General features: G+C 72.8%; 23 protein-coding genes. 17 read left to right on the top strand and 6 right to left on the bottom strand.

Features of this window, described 5'->3' with window-relative positions; translation table 11 throughout:
* Positions 1-813: 813 nt before the first annotated feature.
* Together ACFVS6_RS40265 and ACFVS6_RS40260 are read right to left on the bottom strand one after the other, a co-directional pair.
* Positions 814-2,661: an ABC transporter ATP-binding protein gene (locus ACFVS6_RS40265; RefSeq protein ID WP_389711507.1), complete on the bottom strand. Its 1,848-nt coding sequence runs from the start codon at positions 2,659-2,661 to the stop codon at positions 814-816.
* 71 nt (positions 2,662-2,732) lie between these two features.
* A complete protein-coding gene (locus ACFVS6_RS40260) occupies positions 2,733-4,430 on the bottom strand; it encodes an ABC transporter ATP-binding protein (RefSeq protein WP_389711506.1) in 1,698 nt (565 codons plus the stop codon).
* Between the two features lie 231 nt (positions 4,431-4,661).
* Between ACFVS6_RS40260 and ACFVS6_RS40255 the strand changes: the two genes are divergently transcribed.
* From ACFVS6_RS40255 to ACFVS6_RS40230, 6 genes are all read left to right on the top strand, one after another.
* Entirely contained in the window at positions 4,662-5,729 is a 1,068-nt protein-coding gene (locus ACFVS6_RS40255; protein WP_389711505.1) for a FecCD family ABC transporter permease, read from the top strand.
* Positions 5,726-6,823, top strand: coding sequence for a FecCD family ABC transporter permease (locus tag ACFVS6_RS40250; RefSeq protein WP_389711504.1), 1,098 nt, complete (start codon positions 5,726-5,728; stop codon positions 6,821-6,823). Before ACFVS6_RS40255 ends, ACFVS6_RS40250 begins: the two co-directional genes overlap by 4 nt.
* Entirely contained in the window at positions 6,820-7,671 is an 852-nt protein-coding gene (locus ACFVS6_RS40245; RefSeq protein WP_389711503.1) for an ABC transporter ATP-binding protein, read from the top strand. The genes ACFVS6_RS40250 and ACFVS6_RS40245 overlap by 4 nt, the downstream gene beginning before the upstream one ends.
* 13 nt (positions 7,672-7,684) lie before the next feature.
* The gene (locus tag ACFVS6_RS40240) at positions 7,685-9,265 is read left to right on the top strand and encodes an amidohydrolase (RefSeq protein WP_389711502.1); all 1,581 of its coding nucleotides are present in this window, start codon (positions 7,685-7,687) and stop codon (positions 9,263-9,265) included.
* Positions 9,266-9,352: 87 nt separating this feature from the next.
* Positions 9,353-10,057, top strand: coding sequence for a hypothetical protein (locus ACFVS6_RS40235; protein ID WP_389711501.1), 705 nt, complete (start codon positions 9,353-9,355; stop codon positions 10,055-10,057).
* A 195-nt stretch (positions 10,058-10,252) separates the two neighbouring features.
* A complete protein-coding gene (locus ACFVS6_RS40230; RefSeq protein WP_389711500.1) occupies positions 10,253-10,777 on the top strand; it encodes a GNAT family N-acetyltransferase in 525 nt (174 codons plus the stop codon).
* Positions 10,778-10,897: 120 nt separating this feature from the next.
* Here ACFVS6_RS40230 and ACFVS6_RS40225 read toward each other — a convergent pair whose 3' ends face one another.
* The 4 genes from ACFVS6_RS40225 to argC are packed head-to-tail and all read right to left on the bottom strand — an operon-like array spanning position 10,898 to position 15,274.
* Entirely contained in the window at positions 10,898-12,070 is a 1,173-nt protein-coding gene (locus ACFVS6_RS40225) for an acetylornithine transaminase (protein ID WP_389711499.1), read from the bottom strand.
* A complete protein-coding gene (argB, locus tag ACFVS6_RS40220) occupies positions 12,067-13,074 on the bottom strand; it encodes an acetylglutamate kinase (RefSeq protein WP_389711498.1) in 1,008 nt (335 codons plus the stop codon). The genes ACFVS6_RS40225 and argB overlap by 4 nt, the downstream gene beginning before the upstream one ends.
* Positions 13,075-13,091: 17 nt before the next feature.
* Positions 13,092-14,243, bottom strand: coding sequence for a bifunctional glutamate N-acetyltransferase/amino-acid acetyltransferase ArgJ (argJ, locus tag ACFVS6_RS40215; RefSeq protein WP_389711497.1), 1,152 nt, complete (start codon positions 14,241-14,243; stop codon positions 13,092-13,094).
* Positions 14,240-15,274: an N-acetyl-gamma-glutamyl-phosphate reductase gene (argC, locus tag ACFVS6_RS40210; protein ID WP_389711496.1), complete on the bottom strand. Its 1,035-nt coding sequence runs from the start codon at positions 15,272-15,274 to the stop codon at positions 14,240-14,242. Before argC ends, argJ begins: the two co-directional genes overlap by 4 nt.
* Before the next feature lie 409 nt (positions 15,275-15,683).
* On the opposite strand from argC, the gene ACFVS6_RS40205 reads away from it, so the two are divergent.
* The 11 genes from ACFVS6_RS40205 to ACFVS6_RS40155 form a co-directional block, all read left to right on the top strand.
* Entirely contained in the window at positions 15,684-17,132 is a 1,449-nt protein-coding gene (locus ACFVS6_RS40205) for an MFS transporter (protein WP_389711495.1), read from the top strand.
* Positions 17,133-17,353: 221 nt separating this feature from the next.
* Positions 17,354-18,550 (top strand): trans-sulfuration enzyme family protein, encoded by a 1,197-nt coding sequence (locus ACFVS6_RS40200; RefSeq protein WP_389711494.1) that lies wholly within the window; start codon positions 17,354-17,356, stop codon positions 18,548-18,550.
* 99 nt (positions 18,551-18,649) lie between these two features.
* On the top strand, positions 18,650-19,165 hold the full coding sequence (locus ACFVS6_RS40195; protein WP_389711493.1) for a MaoC family dehydratase: 516 nt from the start codon (positions 18,650-18,652) through the stop codon (positions 19,163-19,165).
* Positions 19,166-19,236: 71 nt separating this feature from the next.
* A complete protein-coding gene (locus tag ACFVS6_RS40190; RefSeq protein ID WP_389711492.1) occupies positions 19,237-20,076 on the top strand; it encodes a class I SAM-dependent methyltransferase in 840 nt (279 codons plus the stop codon).
* Positions 20,073-21,119 (top strand): class I SAM-dependent methyltransferase, encoded by a 1,047-nt coding sequence (locus tag ACFVS6_RS40185; RefSeq protein WP_389711491.1) that lies wholly within the window; start codon positions 20,073-20,075, stop codon positions 21,117-21,119. The genes ACFVS6_RS40190 and ACFVS6_RS40185 overlap by 4 nt, the downstream gene beginning before the upstream one ends.
* Before the next feature lie 54 nt (positions 21,120-21,173).
* Positions 21,174-22,067 (top strand): diiron oxygenase, encoded by an 894-nt coding sequence (locus ACFVS6_RS40180; protein ID WP_389711490.1) that lies wholly within the window; start codon positions 21,174-21,176, stop codon positions 22,065-22,067.
* Positions 22,068-22,099: 32 nt separating this feature from the next.
* Positions 22,100-22,966 carry a hypothetical protein gene (locus ACFVS6_RS40175; RefSeq protein ID WP_389711489.1) on the top strand — a complete coding sequence of 289 codons (867 nt, stop codon included), beginning with the start codon at positions 22,100-22,102 and terminating at the stop codon, positions 22,964-22,966.
* Position 22,967: 1 nt separating this feature from the next.
* Entirely contained in the window at positions 22,968-23,855 is an 888-nt protein-coding gene (gene acpS, locus ACFVS6_RS40170) for a holo-ACP synthase (protein WP_389711488.1), read from the top strand.
* Positions 23,852-25,075: a methionine adenosyltransferase gene (metK, locus tag ACFVS6_RS40165; RefSeq protein WP_389711487.1), complete on the top strand. Its 1,224-nt coding sequence runs from the start codon at positions 23,852-23,854 to the stop codon at positions 25,073-25,075. Before acpS ends, metK begins: the two co-directional genes overlap by 4 nt.
* Position 25,076: 1 nt before the next feature.
* The gene (locus ACFVS6_RS40160) at positions 25,077-26,060 is read left to right on the top strand and encodes a carbohydrate kinase family protein (RefSeq protein WP_389711486.1); all 984 of its coding nucleotides are present in this window, start codon (positions 25,077-25,079) and stop codon (positions 26,058-26,060) included.
* Positions 26,057-26,746: homocysteine S-methyltransferase family protein (locus tag ACFVS6_RS40155; protein WP_389711485.1), on the top strand; the 690-nt coding region annotated here is incomplete at its 3' end. The genes ACFVS6_RS40160 and ACFVS6_RS40155, both read left to right, overlap by 4 nt.

Raw genomic sequence — 26,746 nt, 5'->3', positions numbered from 1 at the left:
CGGCAAGGTGCCTCGCCGGGTGGGGGGGGGGGGCGCGCCGGGGGCGGCCCGGGGGCCGGTGGGGCGGGGCGCCGGGCCGCGGCCGGCGGCTGCCGTCGCGCCTGCGGTCCTGACCCGGCGGCGCAGCCACGCCCCTGCCCGGCCGGCCCGGGGGAGCGGCCGCTGCCGCGCGGCCCCGGGCGAGGGGCCCGCTCCGGGTGCCGGGGAGTGTCCTTCCGTGCCGGTTCGAGGGTGGCTGCCGTTGTGGGTTGCGGGTCGCGGGGGCTTGGCCGGTGCTGCCGCTCCCGGTGCAGGGGAGCGTCCTCAGGGGCCGGTATGAGGGCGTCGGTTCTTTTGGGGTGCGGGCCCGGGGACCTCGGCCGGCGCTGCCGCCCCGGGGTGATGGGAGTGTCTTCCGGGGGCCGGTTCGAGGGCGCGGCGGCCACTACCGCGTGTGGGTTCCGGGGGCTTGGCGGGGCTCCCGCTCCGGGTGCCGGGGACGGCGCTCCGTGGCTGGTCCGCGGGCGGCTGCTGCTGCCGGGCGCAGGCGTCGGGGGGCTTGGCGGGGGCTCCCGCTCCGGGTGCCGGTGCCGGTGCCGGTGTCGGTGTCGTGTTCCGGGATCCGCCAAGTGCCGGTGTCGGGGGCCGGGATCGGCCGGGTGCGGGCCGGCCTCCGGGGGCCCGGGCCCCGGGCAGAGCCGATACCCGGGAGGCCGCGTTGCCAGTTCGCCGGGGTGCGGCCGTGGGGCGGGGGACCGGTCCGGTCGGGGGTACGGGAAACGCCGCGCGTCCTTCCCGGGGGAGGGACGCGCGGCGTTCGGGGTCCGGCCCGGGTCAGGCCGTCGGCGCGGCCGGTGTGGACGGCGTCACGGGCTTCCGCGGCGCGGGCAGCGCGGCGGCGGCGTCCTCGGGGTTGCGGCGGCTGGCGGACCAGGCGTCCCAGAGGTCGGCGTAGCGTCCGCCCGCGGCGACGAGTTCGTCGTGCGTGCCGGTCTCGACGACCCGGCCCTGGTCGAGGACGACGATCCGGTCGGCGGTCGCGGCCTGCGGGAGCCGGTGGGCGACCATCAGGCCGGTGCGCCCCTCCAGGGCCCGTAGGGCCGCCGTCTCCAGGACGCGGGCGCCGGCGCTGCCCGCGTCGGCGGTGGCCTCGTCCAGGATCGCCACCGGCGGGTCGGCGAGGACCAGCCGGGCCAGGGCCAGGTGCTGGGCCTGCGTGACGGTGAGCCGGTGCCCGCCCTCGCCGACCACGGTGGCCAGGCCCTCGGGCAGCGCCAGCGCCCAGTCCAGCGCCCCCACCCGGTCGAGGGCCGCCCGCAGTTCCTCGTCGGTGGCCTCCGGCCGGGCGAGCCGCATGTCGTCGGCCAGCGGCCCGGCGAACACGTGGACCTCCTGGCTGATCAGCGTCACCGCCCGGCGGATCCCGGCGGGACCCAGCTCCCGGGCGTCGACGCCGCCGAGGAGGATCGAGCCGTCCGACGGCTCGTGCACGCCCGCGATCAGCTTCGCGAGGGTGGTCTTGCCGGCGCCGCTCGCGCCGACGAGGGCGACCCGCTCGCCGCTGCGGACCTCCAGGTCGACCTCGCGCAGCACGGGGTGCCCCGACACGTAAGCGTGGCTCAGTGCGCGGACCGTGACGGAACCGTCGGTCGGTGTGCCCGGCTCCTGCGGTTCGCGCTCGGCGGGCAGTTCCGACACGCCGACCAGGCGGGCCAGGCTCGCACCGGCCGACTGCGCCTCGTCGATGAGGAAGAGCGCGGCGTTGACCGGGTTGAAGAGGCTGTGGAAGTAGAGGGCGGCCGCGGTGGCCGTGCCGATGCTGACGGATCCGTTGTCGACCAGATGGAAGCCGGTGACGAGGACGGCCGCCAGACCGATGAACTCGGCGAGGTTCAGCCGCGAGAAGAAGCCCGACACGAGGCGGATGCCGCGCAGCGCGAGGTCGACGGCCTCCCGGGACCGCTGCTCCAGCAGCTGGGCGTGCGTGCCGCCGAGCCGGAAAGCGCGGACGGTGCGGACGCCGCCGATGCTGTCGAGGAGCTGGTGCTGGAGCGCGCCGGTCGCCACGCGGTGTCGGGCGTACACGGACGAGGCGCGGGGGATGTACCAGCGCACGGACAGGACGTGGACGGGCACGGCGAGCAGGACCGCGGCGAGGAACCGCCAGTCGAGGACGGCCAGTCCGGCCAGGGTCAGCACGATGGTGAGCAGGGCGCCCGCGAACTCGGGCAGCGCCTGGCGCACGGCCCGCGCGATGACGGTGACGTCGCCGGTCACCCGGGAGGTCAGGTCGCCGGAACCGGCCCGCTCGACGCGTTCCAGCGGGAGCCGCAGGGCCCGGGCGATGAATCGTTCCCGCAGGTTCGCGAGGATCGTCTCGCCGAGCCGGGCGACGAGGGAGCTGCCGATCGCGGTGGCGACGCCGCGGGCCGCCGCGACGACGAGGAGCAGGATCATCGGCACGGTCAGCGACGAGGCCCCGCGCCGGTCGACGACGAGGTCGACGATGCGCCCGAGCAGCGGGGCGGTCAGCAGCCCGATGCCCGTTCCGAGGACGAGGACGGCCAGCGCCGACACGGCCAGCAGGCGGTGGCCGCGCAGCAGGGTGCGCAGCACGGCGAAGGTCCGGGCGCCGGTGGCCGTGGGCAGCAGTTCGCGATCCGCCGTGGTGGATCCGCTCATCGTCCGTCCTTCGTTGTCCGCGTCCGCGTGGTCCGCGCGCGCTCCGGCCGCGGCCTTCTCGTTCGTGTCGCTCATGCCAGCACCGTCGCGCGGTAGGCGCCGTCCGCGGTGACCAGGTCCTGGTGGAGGCCCTCGGCGGTGACGGACCCCTCGTCGAGGACGACGACCCGGTCGGTCGCGGCGAGGAGCGCGGGGCTCGTCGTCACCAGGAAGGTGGTGCGGCCGGGCCGCAGCTGCTTGAGGCGGGCCGCGATGCGGGACTCGGTGACGGTGTCGACGGCGGTCGTCGGGTCGTGGACGACGAGCACGGGCGGGTCGGCGGCCAGGGCGCGGGCCAGTGCCACGCGTTGGCGCTGCCCGCCGGAGAGGGAACGGCCGCGCTCGGAGAGCGGGGTGTCCACGCCCCGGGGCAGCGAGCGGGCGACGTCGTCCGCGGTGGCGGCGGCCAGGGCCGGACCGGTGTCGGCCGTCCCGTCGGGCGTGCCCGCCCGTACGTTGTCGAGCAGGCTGCCCTCGAACAGGTCGGCGTCGTGGTGGGCGACGAGGATCGCCCGGCGGGCGTCGTCGGGGTCGAGGTCGGTCAGCGGGACGCCGTCGAGCTCGATCACCCCTTCGTCGGGGTCCGATTCGCGGCCCAGGCACAGCAGGAGGTCGTTGGCGGCGGCCGGGTCCTTCGCCACGACGCCGATCAGGCTGCCGGGGGCGACGTCGAGGTCGAGGCCGCGCAGCGCCCCGTACGAGACGCCGCTGAGGCGCACCCGTCCGGCGACGGGCGTGGGGAGCGCGGTCGTGCCCGCGGTGACGGCGGGCGGTGCGGCGAGCACCTCGGCGATCCGCTCGGCGGAGGCGCGGCCCTGGGCGAACTCGCCGTTGACGTAGGTGAGGAGCTGGAAGGGGCCCAGCAGGTACTGGGCGAGGCCGACGGCCGCGACGAGTTCGCCGACGCTGATCGAGCCCCGCATCGCGAGGTGCGCGCCGACGAGGCCGATGATCGCGATGAAGATGCCGGTCAGGGCGAGGATCGCGCCGTCGTGCCAGGCACGGCTGCCGGCGGCGCGCAGCGCGGCGACGAGGGAGTCGCGGCTGGTGCGCTCGTAGCGGGAGACCGCGGCGGCCTCGGCCCCGATGCCCTTGAGGACACGCAGTCCGGCGACGAGGTCGGCCGCGACGCCCGAGGCGTGCGCGGCGCGGTCCTGTTCGACCTCGCTGCGCCGTTCCAGGGGGCGGCTGATGAGGTGTCCGAGCCACAGCAGGGGAGGGACGCCGAGGAGGATCAGCAGGCCCAGCGGCACCGAGATGCGCAGCAGGGCGATCGCGCTGATGACGAGGCCGGCGGCGCCCGACATCGCGTACGTCATTGCGGCGGCGGTGGCGCCGACGCGAGTCGCGTCGCCGGTGGCGATGGCGGTCAGGGCGCCGGGCAGTCGTCCCTTGTCGGCGCCGCCGCGCGGGTCGAGCACCTTCCTGCCGAGGGTGAGGCGCAGGCCGTGGCCCGCGTGTTCGGCGGACCCGTCGGTGATCCTCGCGGAGATCCGGTAGCAGGTCGACAGGACGAAGAAGAGCCCGGCGAGGACGATCAGCCAGCGCAGCAGGGCCCCGGAGGATCCCGTGGCCACGGCCTGGTCGATGATGATCCCGATGACGACGGGGACCAGGGCCTCGCAGCCCTGATGGGCCATGCCGAGGGCGGACGCCGTCGCGATACGGCGGCGTTGGCCGCCGATCGCTTTCCGGAGGACTTGGCTCCCCGTAGGTCCTCCGTCGAGCATGCGTTCCTCCGCCAAATATGAGAATGATCAAATAGTTAGGTAAGGCTACCTTAAACAAGCCGTGCGGCGGGGTGTCGTCCGGCTCCCGTCCCCTATGTCCCGCTTGCGCCATCCGTCCCTGCGTTGACCTGGTCCGGAGCGTTCGCTTAGGCTCACCTAAGTACTGACGTGTCGTCGATGCGTCACTTTTCGTCGTCACCGGCTGACTGCCGCCAGGGGGAGTAGTAGTTGTTGTCCGTCGAAGCCCGGGAGGAACCGGGCACCGGGGCCAAGGGCCAGGTCCTACCACCCAAGTCCCGGTCCGTGACGGCGGCGCGGGGCGCCGGCCTCGTCGTCGGGCTCGCCGCACTCCTCCTGGTCTCACTGCTCAGCGTGTGGGTCGGCACCAAGGGCATACCGTTCACCGCCACGTGGAACGTGCTCTGGAACCCCGACGGGTCGCAGGCCTCGGTCATCATCCACGAGTACCGGATCCCGCGCACCCTCCTCGGCCTCGTCGTCGGCCTGGCCCTCGGGCTGTCCGGCGCGCTGATGCAGGCGCTCACCCGCAACCCGCTCGCGGACCCCGGTCTGCTCGGCGTCAGCCTCGGCGCCTCCACCGGCGTCGTCGTCGCGATCTCGTTCCTCGGCATCGGCACCGCGCTGGGATACGTGTGGTTCGCGTTCGCCGGGGCCGCCATCGCCTCGGTGGTCGTCTACCTGCTCGGTTCCTCCGGGCGGAGCCTGGCCACCCCCGACCGACTGGTCGTCGCGGGAGCCGCCGTCACGGCGGTGCTCACCGCCTTCAACACGGCCGTCCTGCTCCTCGACCCGCAGGCCTTCAACCAGTTCAGGTTCTGGACCGTGGGCGCCCTCGCGGGCCGCAACCTCGACTTCGTGTACCTGATCCTGCCCTTCGTCGTCGTGGGACTGTTCATCGCCCTCGGGATCGCCCCGGCCCTCAACGCCCTCGGCATGGGTGAGGAAGTGGGCCGCGCCCTCGGCGTGAACGTCACCCGCACCCGCGCCCTGGGCGCCGTCGCCGTGATGCTGCTCTGCGGCGCCGCGACGGCCGCCGCCGGGCCGATCGGCTTCGTGGGCCTCGCGGTTCCGCACGTGGCCCGGTTCGTGGTCGGCCCCGACCAGCGCTGGGTACTGGCGTACTCCATGCTGATCGCGCCCGTCCTGCTGATCGGGGCGGACGTGCTGGGCCGGGTGCTCGGGGCGCCCGGCGAGATCCAGGTCGGCATCGTCACCGCGTTCCTCGGCGCACCGCTGTTCATCGCGCTGTGCCGCCGCCGAAAGTTGGTCATGCTGTGAGTGCCGCACCCGGGCCCGAGGCCCCTGCCGCCCCCACCACCTCCAAGTCCCGCATCGTCACCGGAAGCGTCCTGCGCACCCGGCGCGGAGGCCTCTCCCTGCGGGTCCAGGGCCGCACCGTGGCCGTCACCGTGATCCTGCTGGCCCTCCTCCTGACGGTCATGACGATCAGCCTGACGACCGGCGACTTCAGCCTGTCCGTCGGTGAGGTGCTCGGCGCCCTCTTCGGCGACGGCGGCGGCGCCGCCGACTTCGTCGTCAACACCCTGCGCATGCCCCGGCTGCTGACCGCCCTCTGCGTCGGCGCGGCCCTGGCCGTCAGCGGGGCCATCCTGCAGAGCCTGACCAACAACCCGTTGGGCAGCCCCGACATCATCGGCTTCACCAACGGATCGGCGACCGGCGCGCTCGTCGTCATCGTCGTGACGCACGGCAGCATGACCCAGATCGCCCTCGGGGCCCTGGTCGGCGGACTCGCCACCGCCGCCGTCATGTACCTGCTGCTCCTCGGCAGCGGCATGCAGGGCTTCCGGCTCATCGTCATCGGCATCGGCGTGAGCGCCCTGCTCCTCGCCTTCAACTCCTACCTGCTCACCCGGGCGACCTGGCAGGAGGCCCTGGAGGCCCAGGCCTGGCTCATCGGCAGCCTCGGCAACCGCGGTTGGGAACACGCCAACACCATCGTCATCGCCGTCGCCGTCCTCCTCCCGCTCGCCATGCTGTTCGCCCGCCGGCTCTCCATGGTCGAGATGGGCGACACCACGGCCACGGCGCTGGGCGTCAACGTCGGCGCGACCCGCACCGCGCTCCTCGTCATCAGCGTCGCCCTGGCCGCCTTCGCCACCGCCGTCACCGGACCCATCTGGTTCGTCGCGCTCGCGGCGCCCCAACTGGCCCGCAAGCTGTCCCGGTCGTCCGGCCCGGCCCTGGTGCCGTCCGCCGCCATGGGCGCCGTCCTGCTGGCCGGCAGCGACCTCGCCGTCCAACGAATCTTTTCCCCCGCCCTCCTGCCGGTGGGCACGGCGACCGGCACCGTCGGCGGGTTGTACCTGATCTGGCTGCTGGTCACGGAGTCACGAAAGAGCCGCGCATGAGTGCAGAGAACGTCCCCACCGCCCGCCTGAGGGCCGAGGACCTGACGCTGACCTACGACCAGCGGACGGTGGCCACCTCCCTCGACGTGGTCATACCCGACCACTCCTTCACCGTGATCATCGGCCCGAATGCCTGCGGCAAGTCCACCCTGCTCAAGGCGCTCGCGCGGATGATCAAGCCGAAGACGGGCGAGGTCCACCTCGACGGTGCCCCGATCTCCTCCTACCGCTCCCGCGAGGTGGCGCGCCGGCTCGGCCTGCTCCCGCAGACCTCCACCGCGCCCGGTGGCATCACCGTCGGCGACCTCGTCGCCCGCGGCCGCTACCCGCACCAGAAGCTGCTGAAGCAGTGGTCGGCCGAGGACGAGGCCGCCGTCGCCGAGGCCATGCGCCGCACCGGCGTCCTCGAACTCGCCGAACGCCCCGTCGACGACCTCTCCGGCGGCCAGCGCCAGCGCGTCTGGCTGTCCATGGTCCTGGCGCAGCAGACCTCGATCCTGCTGCTCGACGAGCCCACCACCTTCCTCGACATCGCCCACCAGGTCGAGGTGCTCGACCTGTGCGCCGAACTGCACGAGCACAAGGGGCAGACCATCGTCGCGGTGCTCCACGACCTCAACCAGGCCTGCCGCTACGCCACGCACCTCATCGTGATGAAGCCGGGAGGCGTCATCGCCGCCGAGGGCGACCCGGCGACGATCATGACCGCCGAGCTCATCCAGGACGTGTTCGGCCTCTCCTGTCGGATCATCGACGACCCGGAGACCGGAACGCCCCTGATGGTGCCCGCGGCCCGCAAGCGAGCCGGCACGGCCGCCGGATCCCCGGTGGCCGAACTCCTCCAGTGACGGACGGACCACCATGCTCTGCACGAGGCTGACGAACGCCAACATCCTCACCATGGACCCGGACCACCCCGTGGCCCACGACCTGGGGATCTGGCACGGCCGGATCGTCGGCCTGGACGACGCGGTGACCGCGCTCCCCGCCCGCGAGGTCATCGACCTCCAGGGCGCCACCGTCCTGCCGGGGTTCATCGACAGCCACGTGCACCTGGCCTGGACCGGACTGAAGGCCGCCACGCCGAGCGTCGCGGGCCTCACACGGATCGACGACGTCCTCGCGGTCGTCGCGGAAGCAGTCTCCGGGCAGGGCGGTCCCGGCGCCTGGGTCGACATCGCCGGCTACGACCAGCGGGCGCTCGGCCGGCACCTGACCGCGGCCGAACTCGACCGGGTCGGCGCCGGGCGCCAGGTGTTCCTGATGCACGAGTCCGGGCACGCCTGCGTGGTCAACACCGCAGTGCTCGACCGGCTCCCGGCCGACGTCCCCCACCAGGACGGCTTCCTCGCCGAAGGCGCCATGAGCGCGGCCCGCGCCCTGCGGCCCCCGTACTCCCAACGGGAACTCGCCGACGCCATCGAGCGCGCCGGCCGGACCTGCCTCGCCGAGGGCGTCACCGCCTGCGCCGAGGCGGGCATCGGCGGCGGCCTCCTCGGCCACAGCCCCGTCGAACTCGGCGCCTACCAGCTCCTGCGCGACGAGGGCCGACTGCCCCTGCGCGTCCAGCTCATGGCGGCCGCCGACACCCTGCGCCCCGTCACCACCCCGGACGCCGACGGCATCCCCCGCGCCCTCGGCCTGGGCATGCGCACCGGCTTCGGCGACGACTGGCTCTCCCTGGGCGCGCTCAAGGTCTACACCGACGGCGGCATGATGGCCCGTACCGCCGCCCTCACCGAACCGTACGAGGGCACGGAACACCTGGGGCAGCTCCAGGACGACCCGCAGCGCCTGTTGGAAACCATCGTGGACGGCCACCTCGCCGGATGGCAGCTCGCCGTCCACGCCATCGGCGACCGCGCCGCCGACCTCGCCCTGGAGGGCATCGAGCGCGCGCAGCGCCTGCGGCCGCGCCCCGGGGCCCGGCACCGCGTCGAACACGCGGGCCTGATCCGGCCCGACCAACTGCCGCGCTTCGCCCGGCTCGGGGTGGCCGCCGTCGTCCAGCCGAACTTCCTGTACTCCTTCGGGGACGACTACTCCGCCATCATGGGCGAGGAGCGGGCGCCCTGGATGTACCGCGGCAAGGGCTTCCTGGACCACGGCGTCACCCTCGTCGGCAGCTCCGACCGCCCCGTCACGGACGGATCCCCACTGCGGGCCGTCCAGTTCATGGTCGAACGGACCTCCTCGACGGGCCTGCCCGTCGGGCCGGACGAGGGCATCACCGTCGACCAGGCGCTGCACGCGTACACCGTCGCCGGTGCGTACGCCTGCCACTGGGACGACAGGGCGGGCACCCTCGCCGCCGGCAAGCGCGCCGACCTGGTCGTGCTGGGCGACGACCCGCGGCGCGTCGCCACCTCGGCCATCGGGGGCATCCAGGTGGTGGCCACGTTCGTGGACGGCGTCCGGACCGCCGAGTCGAAGGCTGCGTAGGGCAGTTCGGCCGCGCCCGGCGGGCGGATCCACCCACCCGAACGCATCCCACCTAGGTTAGGCTTACCTAAACATGGGGGTGCCGGGATGCAGGAGCAGGCGCGACGCCGAGCGCGGCGGGACGAGCCGGGCGAGCAGGACGCGTGGGCCGACGAGGTCGTGGCCCGCATGGCTTCCCGCGAGGAGATGGAGCGCGCGCTGCGCGAGGCGCTGAGCCGCACGCCCAGCCAGCGTGAAGAAACGATTGCTCGGATGGCGGACGCCCTGCGCGGCGCCGCCCAGGGGCTCTCCGTCCCGGGCTGCGCGGCCGCCGCCGGAGTGCCCGAACGCATCCTGCGCGAATGGTTGGAGATCGACGCGAGCTTCGCCGGGGCGTTGCGCGCCGCGCACGCCCTGGCGGAGGCCCACGGGCTGCGGCCGGGAGCGGAGCCGACGCCCGCCGCGCTGCACCTCCTGCTCGACGCCATACGCAAGGGTGCGGCCTGGCCCGCGGCGGCGAGCCTGGTCGGCATCTCCATCCGCGGCTTCAACCGCCTGCGGTCCGAGGCGCCGCGGGTCGGGGCCCTGATCGCGGCCGCCCAGCGGGCCCGGCCGACGAGGACCGCCCCGGGCGGACGGCGCAGGCTCCCCAAGGCCGTGAGCGACGGCGCCGGTTACCGGATCGTCCAGCTCGACGACCCCGTGCTCTCACCGGGAGGCCGCCCCGACCCCGGGCCGGCCGCGGGCGCGGCGGGTGAAGCCGTGCCCTTCGACGGCGGGCCCATCGCCGGGGGAGCGGGGCAGGGGTCGTGACGCGGGGAGGGCCGGTCCCGGAACCGGTCCGGGGCGCGGCACCCCTCGTCGACAACTCCGTTGCCCGGGTCGGTGCGTGGGACCCCGAGTTTTGCCTCCTACTTAAGTAAGGCTAACCTTTGTTGTGTGGTTCCGGGGTGGTGCGGTGATCGAGCCGCCCGCCGTTCGCGCCGGAGCCGTATGGAAAGGGAACCCTTGATCACGCTCGCCTCGCGGACCGCCCCCCGGTCCGTTCGCGCCGCTCTGCCCGACGCCCTCCCCGTACGCTCCGCGCGCGCCGCGGACGCCACCGCCCTCGCGGCCCTGTCCCGGCCGTTCGTCCGGTCCGGGGCGCTGCGGGCGCGCTCCCTCTCCCTGTACGTCGCGGACGCCGCCGACTTCCTCGTGGTGGACGCCCCCGACGGGACGCTCCTGGGATGTCTGGGCCTGCGGGTCCACCCCGCCGGCGCGGGCACGGGTCACGGAGCCTCGGGCGTCCTCTACAACTTCTGCGTCGCACCCGGAAGTCAGGGCCGCGGGCTGGGCGCCGGGCTGCTGACCGCCGCCCTGGTCAGGGCCGACTCCCAATCGTTGAGCGCCCTGTTCACCGCGACGACGGGCAGCGGCGAACTCTTCCGCCGTCACGGCTTCGCCCCGGCCCACGTGGCCGCCGCCCCACCCGCCTGGGTGGACTCCCTTTCCCCCGACCGCAATTCGCGCATCCTCACCCGCTCGCTCTAGATCCTGCCTGCGGGGCGTCGGTGCGCGGGGCGCTTCCGCGGGCCGGTTCCCCGCGGGCACCGCCGGTGGCCGGCACCCTCTTCGGGCGCCGGCCACCGGCGTTCGTGGACGATGTCGTCCTCAGGCGTCGAGGATCCCCGGCAGGGCCGCCAGCAGGGCGTCCACCTGCGCCTCGGGCACGGTCAGCGCCGGAGCGAGCCGTACGGTCGCCGGTCCGGCGGCGTTGACGAGGAATCCCGCGTCCTGCGCCGCCCGCTGCACCCGAGGGGCGACCGGTTCGGTCAGGCCCACGCCCACCAGCAACCCCGCACCCCGTACCTCACCCACCAGCGGATGCCCCAGCGCCCCGATCCCGTGCCGGAGCCGCTCGCCCTGCCGCGTCACGTGCGCGAGCAGGCCCTCTGCCTCGATGGTCTCCAGGACCGCGAGCCCGGCCGCGCAGGACGCGGGACTGCCGCCGAAGGTCGAGCCGTGCTGACCCGGCGTCAACAGGTCGGCCGCCGGGCCGAAGGCGACGGTCGCGCCGATCGGCAGACCACCGCCCAACCCCTTGGCCAGGACCACCACGTCGGGATCGATGCCATCCAGGGCCTGGTGGGCGAACCAGTGGCCGGTACGGCCGATCCCGGTCTGGACCTCGTCCAGCACCAACAGCGTTCCGGTGGCCCGGGTGATCGCCCGCGCCGCCCGCAGGTAGCCGTCGGGCGCCACGATGACGCCCGCCTCCCCCTGAACCGGCTCCAGGAACACGGCCGCCGTCTCCTCGGTGACCGCGGCCCGCAACGCCTCCACGTCGCCGTACGGCACGTGGGACACCCCACCGGGCAGCGGCAGGAAGGGCTCGCGCTTGCCGGGCTGGCCGGTGAGCGCGAGCGCGCCCATGGTGCGGCCGTGGAAACCTCCCTCGGTCGCGACCACGGAGCCACGACCGGTCCGTCGAGCGATCTTGAAGGCCGCCTCGACCGCCTCCGTACCGGAGTTGGCGAAGAAGACCCGCCCGGGCCGGCCCAACAGCGCCAACAGCCGCTCGGCGAGCGCGACCCCGGGCTCGGAGACGAAGAGGTTGGAGACGTGCCCCAGCGTCGACAACTGGCGGGTGACGGCCGACACCACGGCGGGGTGGGCGTGGCCGAGGGTGTTCACGGCGATCCCGCCGGTGAAGTCGGCGTAGGCGCGTCCGGCCTCGTCCCACACGGTGCTGCCCTCGCCGCGGACCAGGGCCAGCGGCGGGGTGCCGTAGTTGTCCATCATCACCGCGCGCCAGCGCCCGGTCAGGTCGTCGCCGATGGTCATGCCGTTCTCACTTCCGGATCGATCCGTACCGGGGCCGTGCGCGCCGGGGCGGTCCGCGCCGGGCCCGTTCCCGCCGGCCCCGTCCGCTCCCGGTCCGCCTCCACCGGGTCGGGGACCACGGTGGTGCCGTGCACGTCGGCCGAAGCGACTCCGCGCAGTACGGAGTGCGGCACCCGGCCGTCCAGCACGTGCGCCGTGCGCACGCCCGCCCGGACGGCCCGCAGGCAGCCCTCCATCTTGGGGAGCATCCCGCTGGCCAGCTCCGGCATCAGCTTCTCCACGCCCTCGGCCGTCAGGCGCTCGATGACGTCGGTGCTGTGCGGCCAGTTCGCGTAGACCCCCTCGACGTCGGTCAGCATCAACAGCTTCTCCGCGTCGAGGGCGATGGCCAACGCCGACGCCGCGAGGTCGGCGTTGATGTTGTAGACCTGTCCGTCCGAGCCGCGGGCCACGGGGGAGACGACCGGGATGCGGCCCCGTTCCAGGAGCGCGCGGATGGTGTCCGCGTCCACGTCGACGATGTCGCCGACCAGCCCGATGTCGACGGGTTCGCCGTCGACCCAGGCCGCCCGCCGCACGGCGGTCATGGTGTGCGCGTCCTCGCCCGACATGCCGACGGCGAGGGGCCCGTGGGCGTTGATCAGCCCGACCAGCTCCCGCTGGACCCGGCCCGTCAGTACCATCCGTACGACGTCCATGACGTCCGGGGTGGTCACCCGCAGGCCCGCCTCGAAGCGGACCTCCAGGTCGAGCCGGTCGAGCATGCGGCTGATCTGCGGGCCGCCGCCGTGCACGACGACCGGGTACAGGCCGGCGCGCCGCAGCCGTACGACGTCCTGCGCGAACGTCCGCTTGAGTTCCTCGTCGACCATGGCGTTGCCGCCGAACTTGATGACGACGGTCCGACCGCGGAGCTGCTCCAGCAGGTCCGGATCGGGCAGGACCGGATCCGGGTCGGTGGTGACCGCCGCCGGACGCGGTGCCGTCGTGACGCGTGCCTTCATCCGTGTGCCCGATCCGCTCATGAGCTGTACGCGCTGTTCTCGTGGACGTACTCGGCGGTCAGGTCGTTGGTCCACACGGTCGCGGACGTCTCGCCGGCGCGCAGGTCGATCGTGATCACGATCTCGCGGGCGGACATGTCGACCTTCTCTCGGGGCTCCCCGGCCGCGCCGTCCCGGCACACCCACACGCCGTTGATGGCCACGTCCAGGCGGTCCGGGTCGAAGGCCGCGGCCGTCGTGCCGATCGCCGACAGGACCCGGCCCCAGTTGGGGTCCTCGCCGTGCAGGGCGCACTTGAGCAGGTTGTTCCGGGCGACGGAGCGGGCGACGGTCACCGCGTCCGTCTCCGAGGCGGCGCCGACGACGGCCACCTCGATCTCCTTCGAGGCGCCCTCCGCGTCCGCGACCAACTGCCGCGCCAGGTCCAGGCACACGGTGTGCACCGCCGTGGCGAAGTCGTCCCGGTCGGGCGTCACCCGCGAGGCGCCCGAGGCGAGCAGCAGCACGGTGTCGTTCGTCGACATGCAACCGTCGGAGTCGACGCGGTCGAAGGTGGTGCGCACGGCGTCCCGCAGGGCGGCGTCGAGCACCTCAGCCGTGGCGTCCGCGTCCGTGGTGAGGACCACGAGCATGGTGGCCAGGCCGGGCGCGAGCATGCCGGCGCCCTTCGCCATGCCGCCCACGGTCCAGCCGGGGCCGTGGGCCACGGCCGTCTTGTGGACGGAGTCCGTCGTCTTGATCGCGACGGCCGCGTCCTCGCCCCCCTCGGGCGAAAGTCGTGCGGCGGCGGCGCCGATCCCTTCCGTGATCCGGTCCATGGGCAGGCGGACGCCGATGAGCCCGGTCGAGCACACCGCGACCTCCCGCGCGTCGACGCCCAGGGCGTCGGCCGTCAGCTCGGCCGTCACCCGGGTGTCCTCGGCGCCCGCGGGCCCCGTGCAGGCGTTGGCGCCACCGGAGTTCAGCACGACGGCCGCGATCCGGCCGCCGGTCAGGACCTCCCGCGACCAGCGGACGGGCGCCGCCTGGACGCGGTTGGAGGTGAACACGCCGGCGGCCGCCTGCGACGGACCGCGGTTCACCACCAGGGCGAGGTCGGGGGCACCGGATTCCTTGATCCCGGCGGCCACGCCGCTCGCGTGGAATCCCTGTGCGGCGGTCACGGTCACGGAGCGACTCCATTCGTCGGCAGGCCCTGCGCTTCCGGCAGGCCGAGGGCGACATTCATGCTCTGCACCGCGCCACCCGCGGTGCCCTTCGTGAGGTTGTCGATGGCGCTCACGGCGATCAGGCGGCCGGCGTCCTCGTCCACCGCGACCTGCACCTGCGCGCTGTTGGAACCGAGCACGGCGCCGGTCCGGGGCCACTGCCCGGCCGGCAGCAGCCGGACGAAGGGCTCACCGGCGTACGCGTCCTCGTACGCGGCCCGGGCCTCCCGCGGGCCGGCGGCGACACCGGTCCGCAGCCGTGCCGAGCAGGTGGCGAGGATGCCGCGGGGCATCGGCGCGAGCGTCGGGGTGAACGACACGTTGACGCGCTCGCCCGCCACCCGGGAGAGGTTCTGGGTCAGCTCGGGCGTGTGCCGGTGGCCGCCGCCGACCCCGTACGGGCTCATCGAGCCCATCAGTTCGGAGCCGAGGAGGTGCGGTTTCGCCGAGCGGCCCGCACCCGAGGCGCCGCTCGCCGCGACGATCACGGCCTCCGGCTCGATCAGGCCCGCGGCGAACGCGGGGTACATCGCCAGGGTCACCGCGGTCGGGAAGCAGCCCGGTACGGCGATCCGGTTCGCGCCCTTGAGCGCGTCCCGCGCCCCCGGGAGCTCGGGGAGTCCGTACGGCCAGGTCCCGGCGTGGTCCGAGCCGTAGAAGCGGCGCCATTCGGCGGCGTCCTCCAGCCGGAAGTCGGCGCCGCAGTCCACTATCAGGACCCCCGGCTCCAACTGCTCCGCGATGGCGGCGGATTCGCCGTGCGGCAGGGCCAGGAACACCACGTCGTGCCCTTGCAGGGCCGCCGCGGAGGTTTCCGCCAGCACCCGGTCCGCGAGGGCGGGGAGGTGCGGTTGCACCGCCCCGAGCCTGCGTCCCGCGCTGCTGTGCGCCGCCACCGCGCCGATCTCGACGCCGGGGTGCGCCACGAGCAGCCGCAGGATCTCCCCTCCGGCGTACCCGCTGGCCCCGGCCACCGCGACCCGTACCGTCATGTTCTTCGTCCCTCTTCGTGCCTGCTCGGTGCCGGGCCCGGACCCGGCGAGGATGCTTGATGGGCTGTCATGCGTGCGGTACCGCTCCGCCGTCCCGCGGGCCGCGCGACGGCCCGTCGCCATCACGGTGCGCGCCTACCGTGGACGCCGGCGCACCGGTATCCACCCGGCGGATGAATTTTAGCTAAGCCTAACCTAACCTCACACCCCCGGAATCGACGGCCGGAGGGTCGGCTGCCGCAAATGCCGGACTCCTGACGTTTCGAACTCCCCGCCGGAGGGCCCGGATCCAGGCCCGCGGGACCCCCGCTCGAACGCCGGATCCTCTCCCTTACATACCCCCCATGGGTATGCTACGTTGCTCCGCGAAGGTACCCCCCAGGGGTATAGGCAGAGGAGGGTCAGGGCAATGTCAACCGTCAATCCCCGGCGCTGGTGGGCACTTGGCGTGCTTGCCACCGCGCAGTTCATGGTGATCATGGACACCTCGATCATCGGAGTCGCGCTCCCCGAGATGCAGAAGGACCTCGGCTTCTCGCAGGGCGAGTTGCAGTGGGTCTTCAACGCCTACGTGATCGTCTTCGGCGGGTTGCTCCTGCTGGGCGGCCGGCTCTCCGACCTGTTCGGGGCCCGCAGGATCTTCGCGGCCGGCTGGGTCACCATGGTCGTCGGATCGGTGCTCGCCGCCGCCGCGCAGAGCGCGGCGGTCGAGATCGCCGGCCGGGCCGTGCAGGGCGTCGGCGGTGCGTTGATCGCCCCGTCGGCCATGACCCTGCTGATGATCCTCTTCGGGCACAACCCGAAGGAGCTCGGCAAGGCGATGGCCCTCTACGGCGCCGCCGCACCCGCCGGCGGAACGGCGGGCGTGTTCCTCGGGGGCGTGTTCACCGAGTGGATGAGCTGGCCGTGGGTGTTCATCATCTACGTCCCGATCGGCCTCGCGACCCTCGCCGCGACCAAGTTGCTGCCCGCCGTCCAGGCCCGACGCGGTTCCGTGGACGTCCTCGGGGCCGTCGCGGTCACCGCCGGACTCGCGCTCGCCGTCTTCGCGGTCGTCCGGGCGCCCGAGGTCGGCTGGGGCGCCACCGCCACCGTGCTGGAGCTGGTCGCGGCGGCGGCCCTGCTGGTGCTCTTCTTCGTGATCCAGCGGAGCGTCCGGGAGCCGCTCATGCCGCTCGGCGTGTGGCGGATCCCGCGCCTGGGCTCCGCCAACCTCGCCATGACGCTGCTCGGCGCCGCCTGGATCCCCATGTGGTACTTCCTCAACCTCTACCTCCAGCAGGTCCTCGACTACGGCGCCTTCGCCTCCGGCGCGGCCCTGCTCCCCATGACCATCCTGCTGATGATCTTCATGACGGCGATCACCTCGCGCCTCATGGGCCGGTTCGGGGCGAAGCCGCTGATCGCGGGCGGCCTGCTGCTGCTCGCGGCCGGGCTGGTCTGGCTGTCCGCCGTCGAGCCGACCGGCTCCTTCCTGGTCGACGTCCTGCCCGCCTCGCTCGTCGCCGCCCTCGGCATGGCCCTCGCCTACATCCCGGCGATGATCGCCGCGATGTCCGGCGCCCCGCAGGAACAGGCCGGCCTGGCCTCCGGCATCGTCAACACCACCTACAACGTCGGCTCGGCCCTCGGCCTGGCCGCGCTGACCGCCCTCGCCACCACCCAGGGCGCCGGTGAACTGGGCAACCTGCCCGCCCTGACCGACGGCTTCGGTGCCGCGTTCCTCGGCGCCGCCGGCATCGCCGCCGCCGGCGCGGTGGTCACCCTGCTCCTGATGAAGGGCGACAGGTCGCCAGCCGCACCCGCCTCCACCGACGCCGGCGCCCCCGCGCCGCGCGAAGAGGCTGCGAAGGTGTGACGTCCGGGGCCGTCCCGCACGCACCCAGGGGCCGCCCGACGTCCTTCCCGGACGTCGGGCGGCCCCTTTTCGTACCCGTGTCCCGTGGGCCGTGTCCCATGGCCCGCGGCTCGCAACCCGCGGCCCGACCGGCGCCCGTACGCCACCCCGGCCCGAACCCCGCCGGGGCCGGGCCCCGATCCCGCACCGACCCCGACGTCCGACCCAGGGAGACCACCGTCATGAGAGACATCCGCACCCGCGCCGTGCACGTCGTGAACGAGCCCGCCACCACCGCGAGCAGGCCGCTGTCCGTGCCGCTCGTCCAGTCGTCCGCCTTCGCCTTCGACTCCGCCGACGAACTGGCGCGGGCGATGGCCGGACCGGACGGCGCGTACGTCTACGGCCGCCGCGGCAACCCGACCGTACGCGCCCTGGAGCAGACCCTCGCCGGCCTGGAGGGCGGCGCCTCGGCCATTGCCTTCGCCTCCGGCATGGGCGCCATCAGCGGCGTCCTGCTCGCACTGCTGCGTCCCGGGGACCAGGTCATCGCGCAGCGCTGCCTGTACGGGGGCACGTACGCGGCGCTGAACGACCTCGCGGAGCGCCACGGCGTCGAGGTCGTCCACATCGACGCGGACGGGCCCGAGGAGTTCGAGGCGCTCGCCGGCCCGCGCACCCGACTGCTCCTCCTGGAGACCATCGCCAATCCGACCGGACGGGTGCCCGACCTGTCGGGCCTGCTGGCCGCGGCCCGGCGGCGCGGCGTGACCGGCGCCGTCGACAACTCCCTGGCCTCGCCCGTCCTGTGCCGCCCGATCGAGTTCGGGGCGGACATCGTGCTCCACTCCACCACCAAGTACCTGGCCGGGCACTCCGACGTCCTCGGCGGCGCGGCCGTCTTCGCCGACGACGCCCTGCGCCGCGAGGTGTGGCCGCGCACGGTCGAACTCGGAGCCTGCGCCGACCCGTTCGCCGCCTGGCTGACGCTGCGCGGGATCGCCACGCTGCCGCTGCGGATGCGCGAGCACTGCGCCAACGCGGGCCTGCTCGCCGAGCGGCTCGCCGCCCACCCCGCCGTGAGCGCCGTCCACTGGCCGTGGCTGGGAAGCCACCCCTCGTACGACACCGCGAAGGCGGTGCTCTCCGGCGGCGGCGGGTTGCTCTCGTTCGAGCTGGAGGGCGGTCGGGAGGCCGGCCGGGTCTTCGTCGAGGGCGTCCGCGTGGCACGGCTCGCGCTGTCCCTGGGCGGCGTCGAGACGCTGGTGACGCACCCCGCGAGCACGTCCCACCGCGAGTTGGACGAGCGGGCGTTGGCGGCGGCGGGGATCGGTTCCGGCCTGGTGCGGATGTCGGTGGGCATCGAGGACCCCGAGGACCTGTGGCAGGACGCGGAGCAGGCCCTGTCGCGGACCCTCCGGCACACCCTCCCGCGATAACAGCCGATCCGGTCTTCTTTTGGGTTGACAAAATAAAAGGCCGATTCGTAGATTGGTTCACGCCAGAGAAACACTCCTCTACGTCAAGGGGGGCGCGTGATGCGCTACTTCGAGGACTTCCGGACCGGTGACGTCCACGAGCTGGGCACCATCACCGTCACCGCGGACGAGGTGCTGGAGTTCGGGAAGCGCTTCGACCCGCAGCCCTTCCACACGGACCCGGACCTCGCCGCCCGGAGCGCGTTCGGCGGGCTCATCGCCAGCGGCTGGCACAGCGCCTCGATGTTCATGCGCCGCTACGTCGACGGGCTGCTCGCCTACAGCGCCTGCACCGGCTCGCCCGGCGTCGACGAGATCCGCTACCTCAGGCCCGTGCGTCCCGGCGACGTGCTCACGGCGCGCGTCGAGATCCTCGGCTCCCGGCCCTCGCCGTTCAACCCGACCACCGGGGTCGTCCAGCCCAAGTGCACGCTCGTCGACCACGAGGGCAGGGTCGTGTTCAGCATGATCCTCCACAGCATCTTCCGCCGGCGCCCCGCCGAGTCCGACGCCGAGCACCCCGCCACGTCCTGCGCGGCGGAGGACCCCGTCGCCTGCGTGCGCTCCGTGGCCTGACCCGGCCGGTACGGGACCTCCGCGCCCCGTCACCGTCCCCACCCCGTCCGCCAAGTGAAGGGAGACCTCCCGTGGAGGCCGTATCCCGCACCGCCCAGTGGACCGCCGCAGCGCGGGCCCTGGAGACCGACCGCGAGGACCGGCTGTTCGCCGATCCGTACGCGCGCACCGTCGCCGACACCATCGGCTTCGAACTGCTGGAGCGCTACGCGGGGGCCGGCACCGTGCCGTTCCTCGCGATCCGCACCACCTACCTGGACCGGGCCATCGTCCGCGCCGTCGAGGAGCACGGCATCCGCCAGGTCGTGTTCCTCGCCGCCGGCATGGACACCCGCTTCTACCGGCTCCCGTGGCCCGACGGCGTCACCGTCTACGAACTGGACCGCCCCGCGCTCCTCGACGCCAAGGCCGACATGCTCGCCGGCGAACCCGACCCGGCCGGCCGCACCCGCGTCACCGTTCCCGTCGACCTCACCCGGGACTGGACCGGCCCCCTCACCGCGGCGGGATGGCGCGCCGACGAACCGGTGCTGTGGATCGTCGAAGGGCTGCTCTTCTTCCTCCCCGAGGACGCCGTCCGCAACCTGATCTCCACCCTCGCCGGACACTCCGCACCCGGATCGGTCCTCCTCGGCGACGTCATCAGCAAGTCCGCCCTGAACAACCCGCTGTCCCGGCCCTTCCTGAACTCCCTCAAGGAGGACGGAAACCCGTGGCTGTTCGGCACGGAGACCCCCGAGCAGCTCCTCGCCGAATGCGGCTGGGCCGTACGGGAGGTCCGCCAGCCCGGTGAGCCCGGAGCGGACTTCGGCCGCTGGCCCTATCCCGTCCCGGCGCGCGCCGTACCGCGCGTCCCCCGTTCCTTCCTGTTCACCTGCGACCTCCCGACCCCCGAGGTGAGAGCGGCATGACCGGCACCCACGACTTCCACCAGCGCGTCATCAGCGACGCCGGCGCCGCCGTACGCGGCCTCACCGTCGCCCTCGGCGAACGCCTCGGCCTGTACCGCGCCCTCGCCGAGGCCGGCCCGCTGACCCCGGTGGCCCTCGCCGAACGCACCGGCATCGACGCGCGCTACGCCGAGGAATGGCTGCACGCCCAGCTGAGCGCCGGGTACGTCGAACGCCACCCCGGCGACGACACGTACACGCTGCCCGCCGACCACGCCCCCGTGCTCGCAGATCCGAACGCCGTCACCTACGCCGCCGGGTTCTTCACCGCGCTCAAGGCCCTCTACGGCACCGAGGACCTCCTCGTCGACGCCTACCGCTCCGGCGACGGCGTCGGCTGGGCCGAACACGACGCGGCCCTCGACACCGGCATGGGCAGCTTCTTCCAGCCCACCTACGAGCACCGCCTCGTCCCCGACTGGCTGCCCGCCCTCGAAGGCGTCACCGGCAAGCTCGCCGCCGGCGGCACCGTCGCCGACGTCGGCTGCGGCGTCGGCCACACCACCCTGCTGATCGCGAAGGCCTTCCCGCAGGCGACCGTCCACGGCTTCGACTACTCCGAGGAGGCCATCTCCCTCGCCCGGCAGCTCGCCGAGGAGGCCGGACTCTCCGACCGGGTCGTCTTCGAGGTCGCCTCCGCCGACGACTACCCGGGCACCGGCTACGACCTCGTCACCTTCTTCAACGCCCTGCACGACATGGGCGACCCCGTCTCCGCCGCCCAGCACGTCCACAAGTCCCTGGACGCCGACGGAACCTGGATGCTCGTCGAGTCCAACGTGTCGCCCTCCGACATCGACACCCAGACCCCCGCCGCCCGCATGTTCATGGCGCTGTCCGCCGTCATGTGCCTGCCCGTGGCCGTCGCCCAACGCGGCCCCCACGCACTCGGCAACCACTCCGGCGAGCAGGCCTTCCGCGCCATCGCCGAGGAGGCCGGCTTCACCCGCTGGCGCCGCGCGACGGAGACCCCCGTCAACGCCGTCTACGAAGTCCGGCCGTAGGCCCCGCCCCCGACGGGCGGCGCGACGCCCCCACCACCACACCGAGGAGACACCATGGGCGTCAGCGCCCCCCTGCCGGTCACCGACCGCTTCCTGGAAGTCCTGGACCGGCTCAGCTCCCGTTCCATCGAGGAGTACTACAACCCGTACCAGCAGTTCGACTGGCCCGAGAAGCTCGAAGAGGGCCGGATGTGGATGACCCCCGAACTGCTCACGGTGTACGGCACCCCGTTCTACGACGAGTTCGACGAGCAGACCCTCCAGCGGCTGTCCAAGTGGGAGAGCATCAACTTCTACAGCCTCAACGTGCACGGCATCCGTGAACTGCTCATCGAGGTCGTCGGGCGGATCCACATGCCCGGCTTCGAGGTGCCCTCCGACTTCTTCCACCACTTCATCGGTGAGGAGAACGAGCACATGTGGTTCTTCGCCGAGTTCTGCCGCCGCTACGGCGACAAGATCTACGGCTCCACGGCCCTGCGCGCCGATTCCGCCTGGGAACCGGAGGTGGAGAACTTCCTCGTCTTCGCCCGCATCCTGTTCTTCGAGGAACTCGTCGACCACTACAACACCCGGATGGCCCGCGACACCACGCTCTGCCACACCATCCGCGAGGTCAACCGCATCCACCACCAGGACGAGTCCCGGCACATCGCCTTCGGCCGCGAACTCGTCTCCCTCCTCTTCACCCGGATGCGCGAAGCAGTCCCCGCCGCCCGGGTCGCCGAGGTCGAGGCCTACCTCAAGCGGTACGTGGTCTACAGCGTCAACTCGCTCTACAACCCCCACGTCTACCGCGACGCCGGCATCGCCGACCCGATCGGCCTGCGCAACGCGCTGGTCGCCGACGAACGCCGCCGCCCCTTCGAACGCAAGACCATCCGCAAGCCCCTCGGCTTCTTCCTGAAGACCGGGATCTTCACGGACGACGTACTGCCCGTCGTCTGAGAGGGCCGACCGCCGCCCGAGAGGTGACCCCCATGACCGTCACGACCACCGCGAGCGCCACGGACACACAGGGCCTGCCGTCGCTCGGCCCCGAGGGAACCGCCCTGCTGCGGCTCCTCGACGACACCTTCGAAGGCTGGGGCGTCCGAGCGGGAGCCCGCGCCATGACGATGCCCCCGCTGCTCCCGGCCGCCGACCTGGCCCGGCTCGACTACTACGACAACTTCCCCCACCAAGCCGTCGTGGCCGCGCCCCTGAACCTGGACGTCCGGGAGACCAACGAGTTCTGTACGGACTCCGGCTGCTTCCCCTGCGACGCCCTCGAACCGGCCGCACTCGGCCTGCCGTCCGCGTCCTGCTACGCCGTGTACATCGACCACCAGGGCCGACCGGCCGCCGACGACGAACTCGTCACCGTGGTCGGCTGGTGCTTCCGCAAGGAGGCGCACTACGAGGGGCTGCGCCGGCAACTCGGCTTCCGCATGCGGGAGATCGTCGCCATCGGCTCCCGCGAACACGCCGAGGCACACCTGGCCTCCTTCACCACCCGGATCAACGCCTTCGCCCGGGCCCTGGACCTGCCGCTGCGCCGGGAAGCCGCCTGCGACCCGTTCTTCGACAAGGGCAGCTCCAAGGCGGTGCTCCAGCGCCTGACACCGGTCAAGCACGAGTTCCTGTACGAGGACCTGGCCATCGCCTCGGTCAACACCCACCGCAACTTCTTCGGCGACCGCTGCGACATCCCCCTCGCCTCCGGAGCCGGCCCGGCCTTCACCAGCTGCGTCGCGTTCGGCCTGGAGCGCTGGCTGTCCGCGCTCACCCGCCGCCACGGCAGCTGGGAAGCGGCGACCGCCGCGGTCCTGAACGCGAACGCGAACGCGGCCGGGCCGGCGATCTGACGTGCCGACCCGACCCGCCGCCGCCCCGCCGGCGGGCGGCCTGGGCTGGGCGAACCTCGGCATGGACATCGTGTCCGTCACCCGTGTCCGCCGGCTGCTCGCCGTCTACGGCGAGGACTTCTTCCAGCGCATGCTCACCCCCGGCGAACTCGCCGACTGCCGCACCGCCATCAGGCTCGACGTACTGGGCCTGTGCGGGAGGATCGCCGCCAAGGAGGCGGCGTTCAAGGCGCTCCGTGTCCGGGCCACGACGTTCCTGCCCTGGCGGGACATCGTCGTACGACGCTCCGAAGGCGGCTGGCCACTCGTGGAACTCCACGGAGCCGCGGCCGTGATGGCCGCCGCGTCGGGCGTCGCCGGCGTCTGCGTCTCGATCAGCCACGACGTGGACTACGCGGTGGCCATCGCCTCTCCGGTCCTGGCAGCCGACCAGCCGGAACACCCCGTACCGCCCGCATCACACCCACCGGCCGCGTCACCCGATCCGCTCGGCCCGTCGCCTGCCGCGACCGGCAACGGAACCCGGACCGGCAACGGGACCCCGACCCCGACCGGGATCGGGACCCGGAACGCAACCGCACCCTCGGCCGCTCCCGCGTCCGACATCGAAACCGCGCACCGCACCTCAAGGAGAGACACCATGTCCGAAGGCCTGCTGTTCATGAAGAACTGGCTCCTCGCCCGCCACGAGGACCTCGACGACATCGCTTCCGACCTGGACCTCATCGAGCACCGACTGATCGACTCGCTGTCCTTCGTCGAGTTCGTCTTCCTGCTGGAGCAGCACAGCGGCCGCTCGATCCAGCTGGAGACCCTGGAGGTCGACGAGATCCGCACCCTCGACGCCATCCGGGCCAACTTCTTCTCCGTCGAGGTGGCGCAGGCATGAGCCGCCGCCTGTTCACCTCGGAGTCCGTGACCGAGGGTCACCCCGACAAGATCGCCGACCAGATCAGCGACACGATCCTCGACGCGTTGCTGACCGAGGACCCCACCTCGCGCGTGGCCGTGGAGACTCTCATCACGACCGGTTTGGTGCACGTCGCGGGCGAGGTGACGACGAAGGCGTACGCGCCGATCGCGCAGCTCGTCCGCCAGAAGATCCTGGATATCGGTTACGACTCGTCGAAGAAGGGCTTCGACGGTGCCTCGTGCGGCGTCTCGGTGTCGATCGGGGCGCAGTCCCCGGACATCGCGCAGGGTGTCGACACCGCGTACGAGAAGCGGGTCGAGGGTGCCGCGGCGGCTGAGGAGCGGGACGAGCTCGACAAGCAGGGCGCCGGCGACCAGGGCCTGATGTTCGGCTACGCCTGCGACGAGACCCCCGAGCTGATGCCGCTGCCGATCCACATCGCGCACAAGCTCTCCCGCCGCCTGTCCGAGGTTCGCAAGGAGGGGATCGTTCCCTACCTGCGCCCCGACGGCAAGACCCAGGTCACCATCGAGTACGACGGCGACAAGGCGGTCCGCCTCGACACCGTCGTCGTGTCCTCGCAGCACGCCGCGGACATCGACCTGGACTCGCTGCTCGCGCCCGACATCCGCGAGTTCGTCGTCGAGCACGTGTTGGCGCGGTTGGCGGAGGACGGCATCAAGCTGGACACCGAGGGCTACCGGCTGTTGGTGAACCCGACGGGTCGTTTCGAGATCGGCGGTCCGATGGGCGACGCCGGCCTGACCGGCCGCAAGATCATCATCGACACCTACGGCGGGATGGCCCGTCACGGTGGTGGTGCCTTCTCCGGCAAGGACCCGTCCAAGGTCGACCGCTCCGCCGCGTACGCGATGCGCTGGGTCGCGAAGAACGTGGTCGCGGCCGGTCTGGCCTCGCGCTGCGAGGTCCAGGTCGCGTACGCGATCGGCAAGGCCGAGCCCGTCGGCCTGTTCGTGGAGACCTTCGGCACCGCCAAGATCGACGCCGGGAAGATCGAGGACGCGATCGGTCAGGTCTTCGACCTGCGCCCGGCCGCCATCATCCGCGACCTGGACCTGCTGCGCCCGATCTACGCGCAGACCGCCGCCTACGGCCACTTCGGCCGCGAACTCCCCGACTTCACCTGGGAGCGCACCGACCGCGTCGACGCCCTCCGTGCCGCCGCCGGGATCTGACATGCGCATCGCTGTCACGGGATCCATCGCGACCGACCATCTGATGACCTTCCCCGGCCGGTTCGCGGAGCAGCTGCTCGCGGACCGGCTGGACCGGGTCTCCCTGTCGTTCCTCGCCGACAGCCTGGATGTGCGGCGGGGCGGGGTGGCGGCGAACATCGCGTTCGGGCTGGGCGTACTGGGCCTGAACCCGCTGCTGGTGGGCGCGGTCGGAGCGGACTTCGAACCGTACCGGGTGTGGCTCAAGGACCACGGGGTCGACACCGACGCCGTGCACGTCAGCGGAACCCGGCACACCGCGCGTTTCGTCTGCACCACCGACCGGGAACAGAACCAGATCGCCACCTTCTACGCGGGCGCCATGGCCGAGGCCCGCGAGATCGACCTGCGGGAGGTCGCCGCCCGCTGCGGACGCCCTGACCTGGTACTCGTCTCACCGGACGACCCCGAAGCCATGCTCCGCCACACCGCGAACTGCCGCACGCTCGGCATCCCGTTCGCCTCCGACCCCTCGCAGCAACTGGCCCGGCTGACCCGGGACGAGGTGCGCGAACTGATCGACGGCGCGATCCGGCTGTTCACCAACGAGTACGAATCCGCGCTGCTCTGCGAGCGGGCCGGACTCACAGAGGAGCAGGTCCTCGGGCGGGTCGGTTCCTGGGTCACCACCCACGGCGAGGCCGGCGTGCGCATCCGGGCCGTCGACCGGCCGACGCTGACCGTACCGGCGGTCGAAGTCGCCGAGGTCGTCGACCCCACCGGTGTCGGGGACGCCTTCAGGGCCGGATTCCTCGCCGCAACGGCGTGGGGCGTCCCCGAACGGTACGCGGCCCAGCTGGGCTGCGCGGTGGCGGCGACCGTACTCGACCACACCGGAACCCAGGAGTACCACCTGTCCCGGGAGTCACTGCTGGACCGGCTCCGTACCGCTTACGGCCCGGCGAGCCGGACGGAACTCGGCGCACACCTGAGGGGGCTGGGATGAGACCGTCCTTGCGGAACGAGTTCGCCACCCGCGTGGTCGTCGCCGACGGCGCGATGGGCACGATGCTCCAGGACGCCGACCCGACGATGGACGACTTCCTCGGCCTGGAGGGCTGCAACGAGATCCTCAACATCACCCGACCCGACATCGTGCGGTCCGTGCACGACGCGTACTTCGCGGTCGGTGTGGACTGCGTGGAGACGAACACCTTCGGCACGAACCTGGCCGCGCTCGCCGAGTACGGGGTCGAGGAACGGCTCTACGAACTCGCCGAGGCCGGCGCCCGGATCGCCCGTACGTCCGCCGACGCCTTCACGGCACAGGACGGCCGGCACCGCTGGGTCCTGGGCTCGATGGGCCCGGGCACCAAGCTGCCCACCCTCGGCCACGTCGGATACGAACCCCTGCGCGAGGCCTACCAGCTGAACGCCGAAGGGCTCATCCACGGCGGCGCGGACGCCCTCCTCGTGGAAACCTCCCAGGACCTGCTCCAGACGAAGGCCGCCGTCATCGGCGCCCGCCGGGCACTGGACTGGTGCGGGCGCGCGGACCTGCCACTGATCGTGCAGGTCACCGTGGAAACGGCCGGCGCGATGCTGCTGGGTTCGGAGATCGGTGCGGCGTTGACGGCGTTGGAGCCGCTGGGCATCGACATGATCGGTCTGAACTGTGCCACGGGTCCGGCG

The organism is Streptomyces sp. NPDC057939 (assembly GCF_042887545.1).
In the GTDB taxonomy this organism is placed as follows: Bacteria; Actinomycetota; Actinomycetes; order Streptomycetales; family Streptomycetaceae; genus Streptomyces.
The sequence above is the reverse complement of the archived record's forward strand: the minus strand, read 5'-3'. Positions and strand labels throughout refer to the sequence as shown.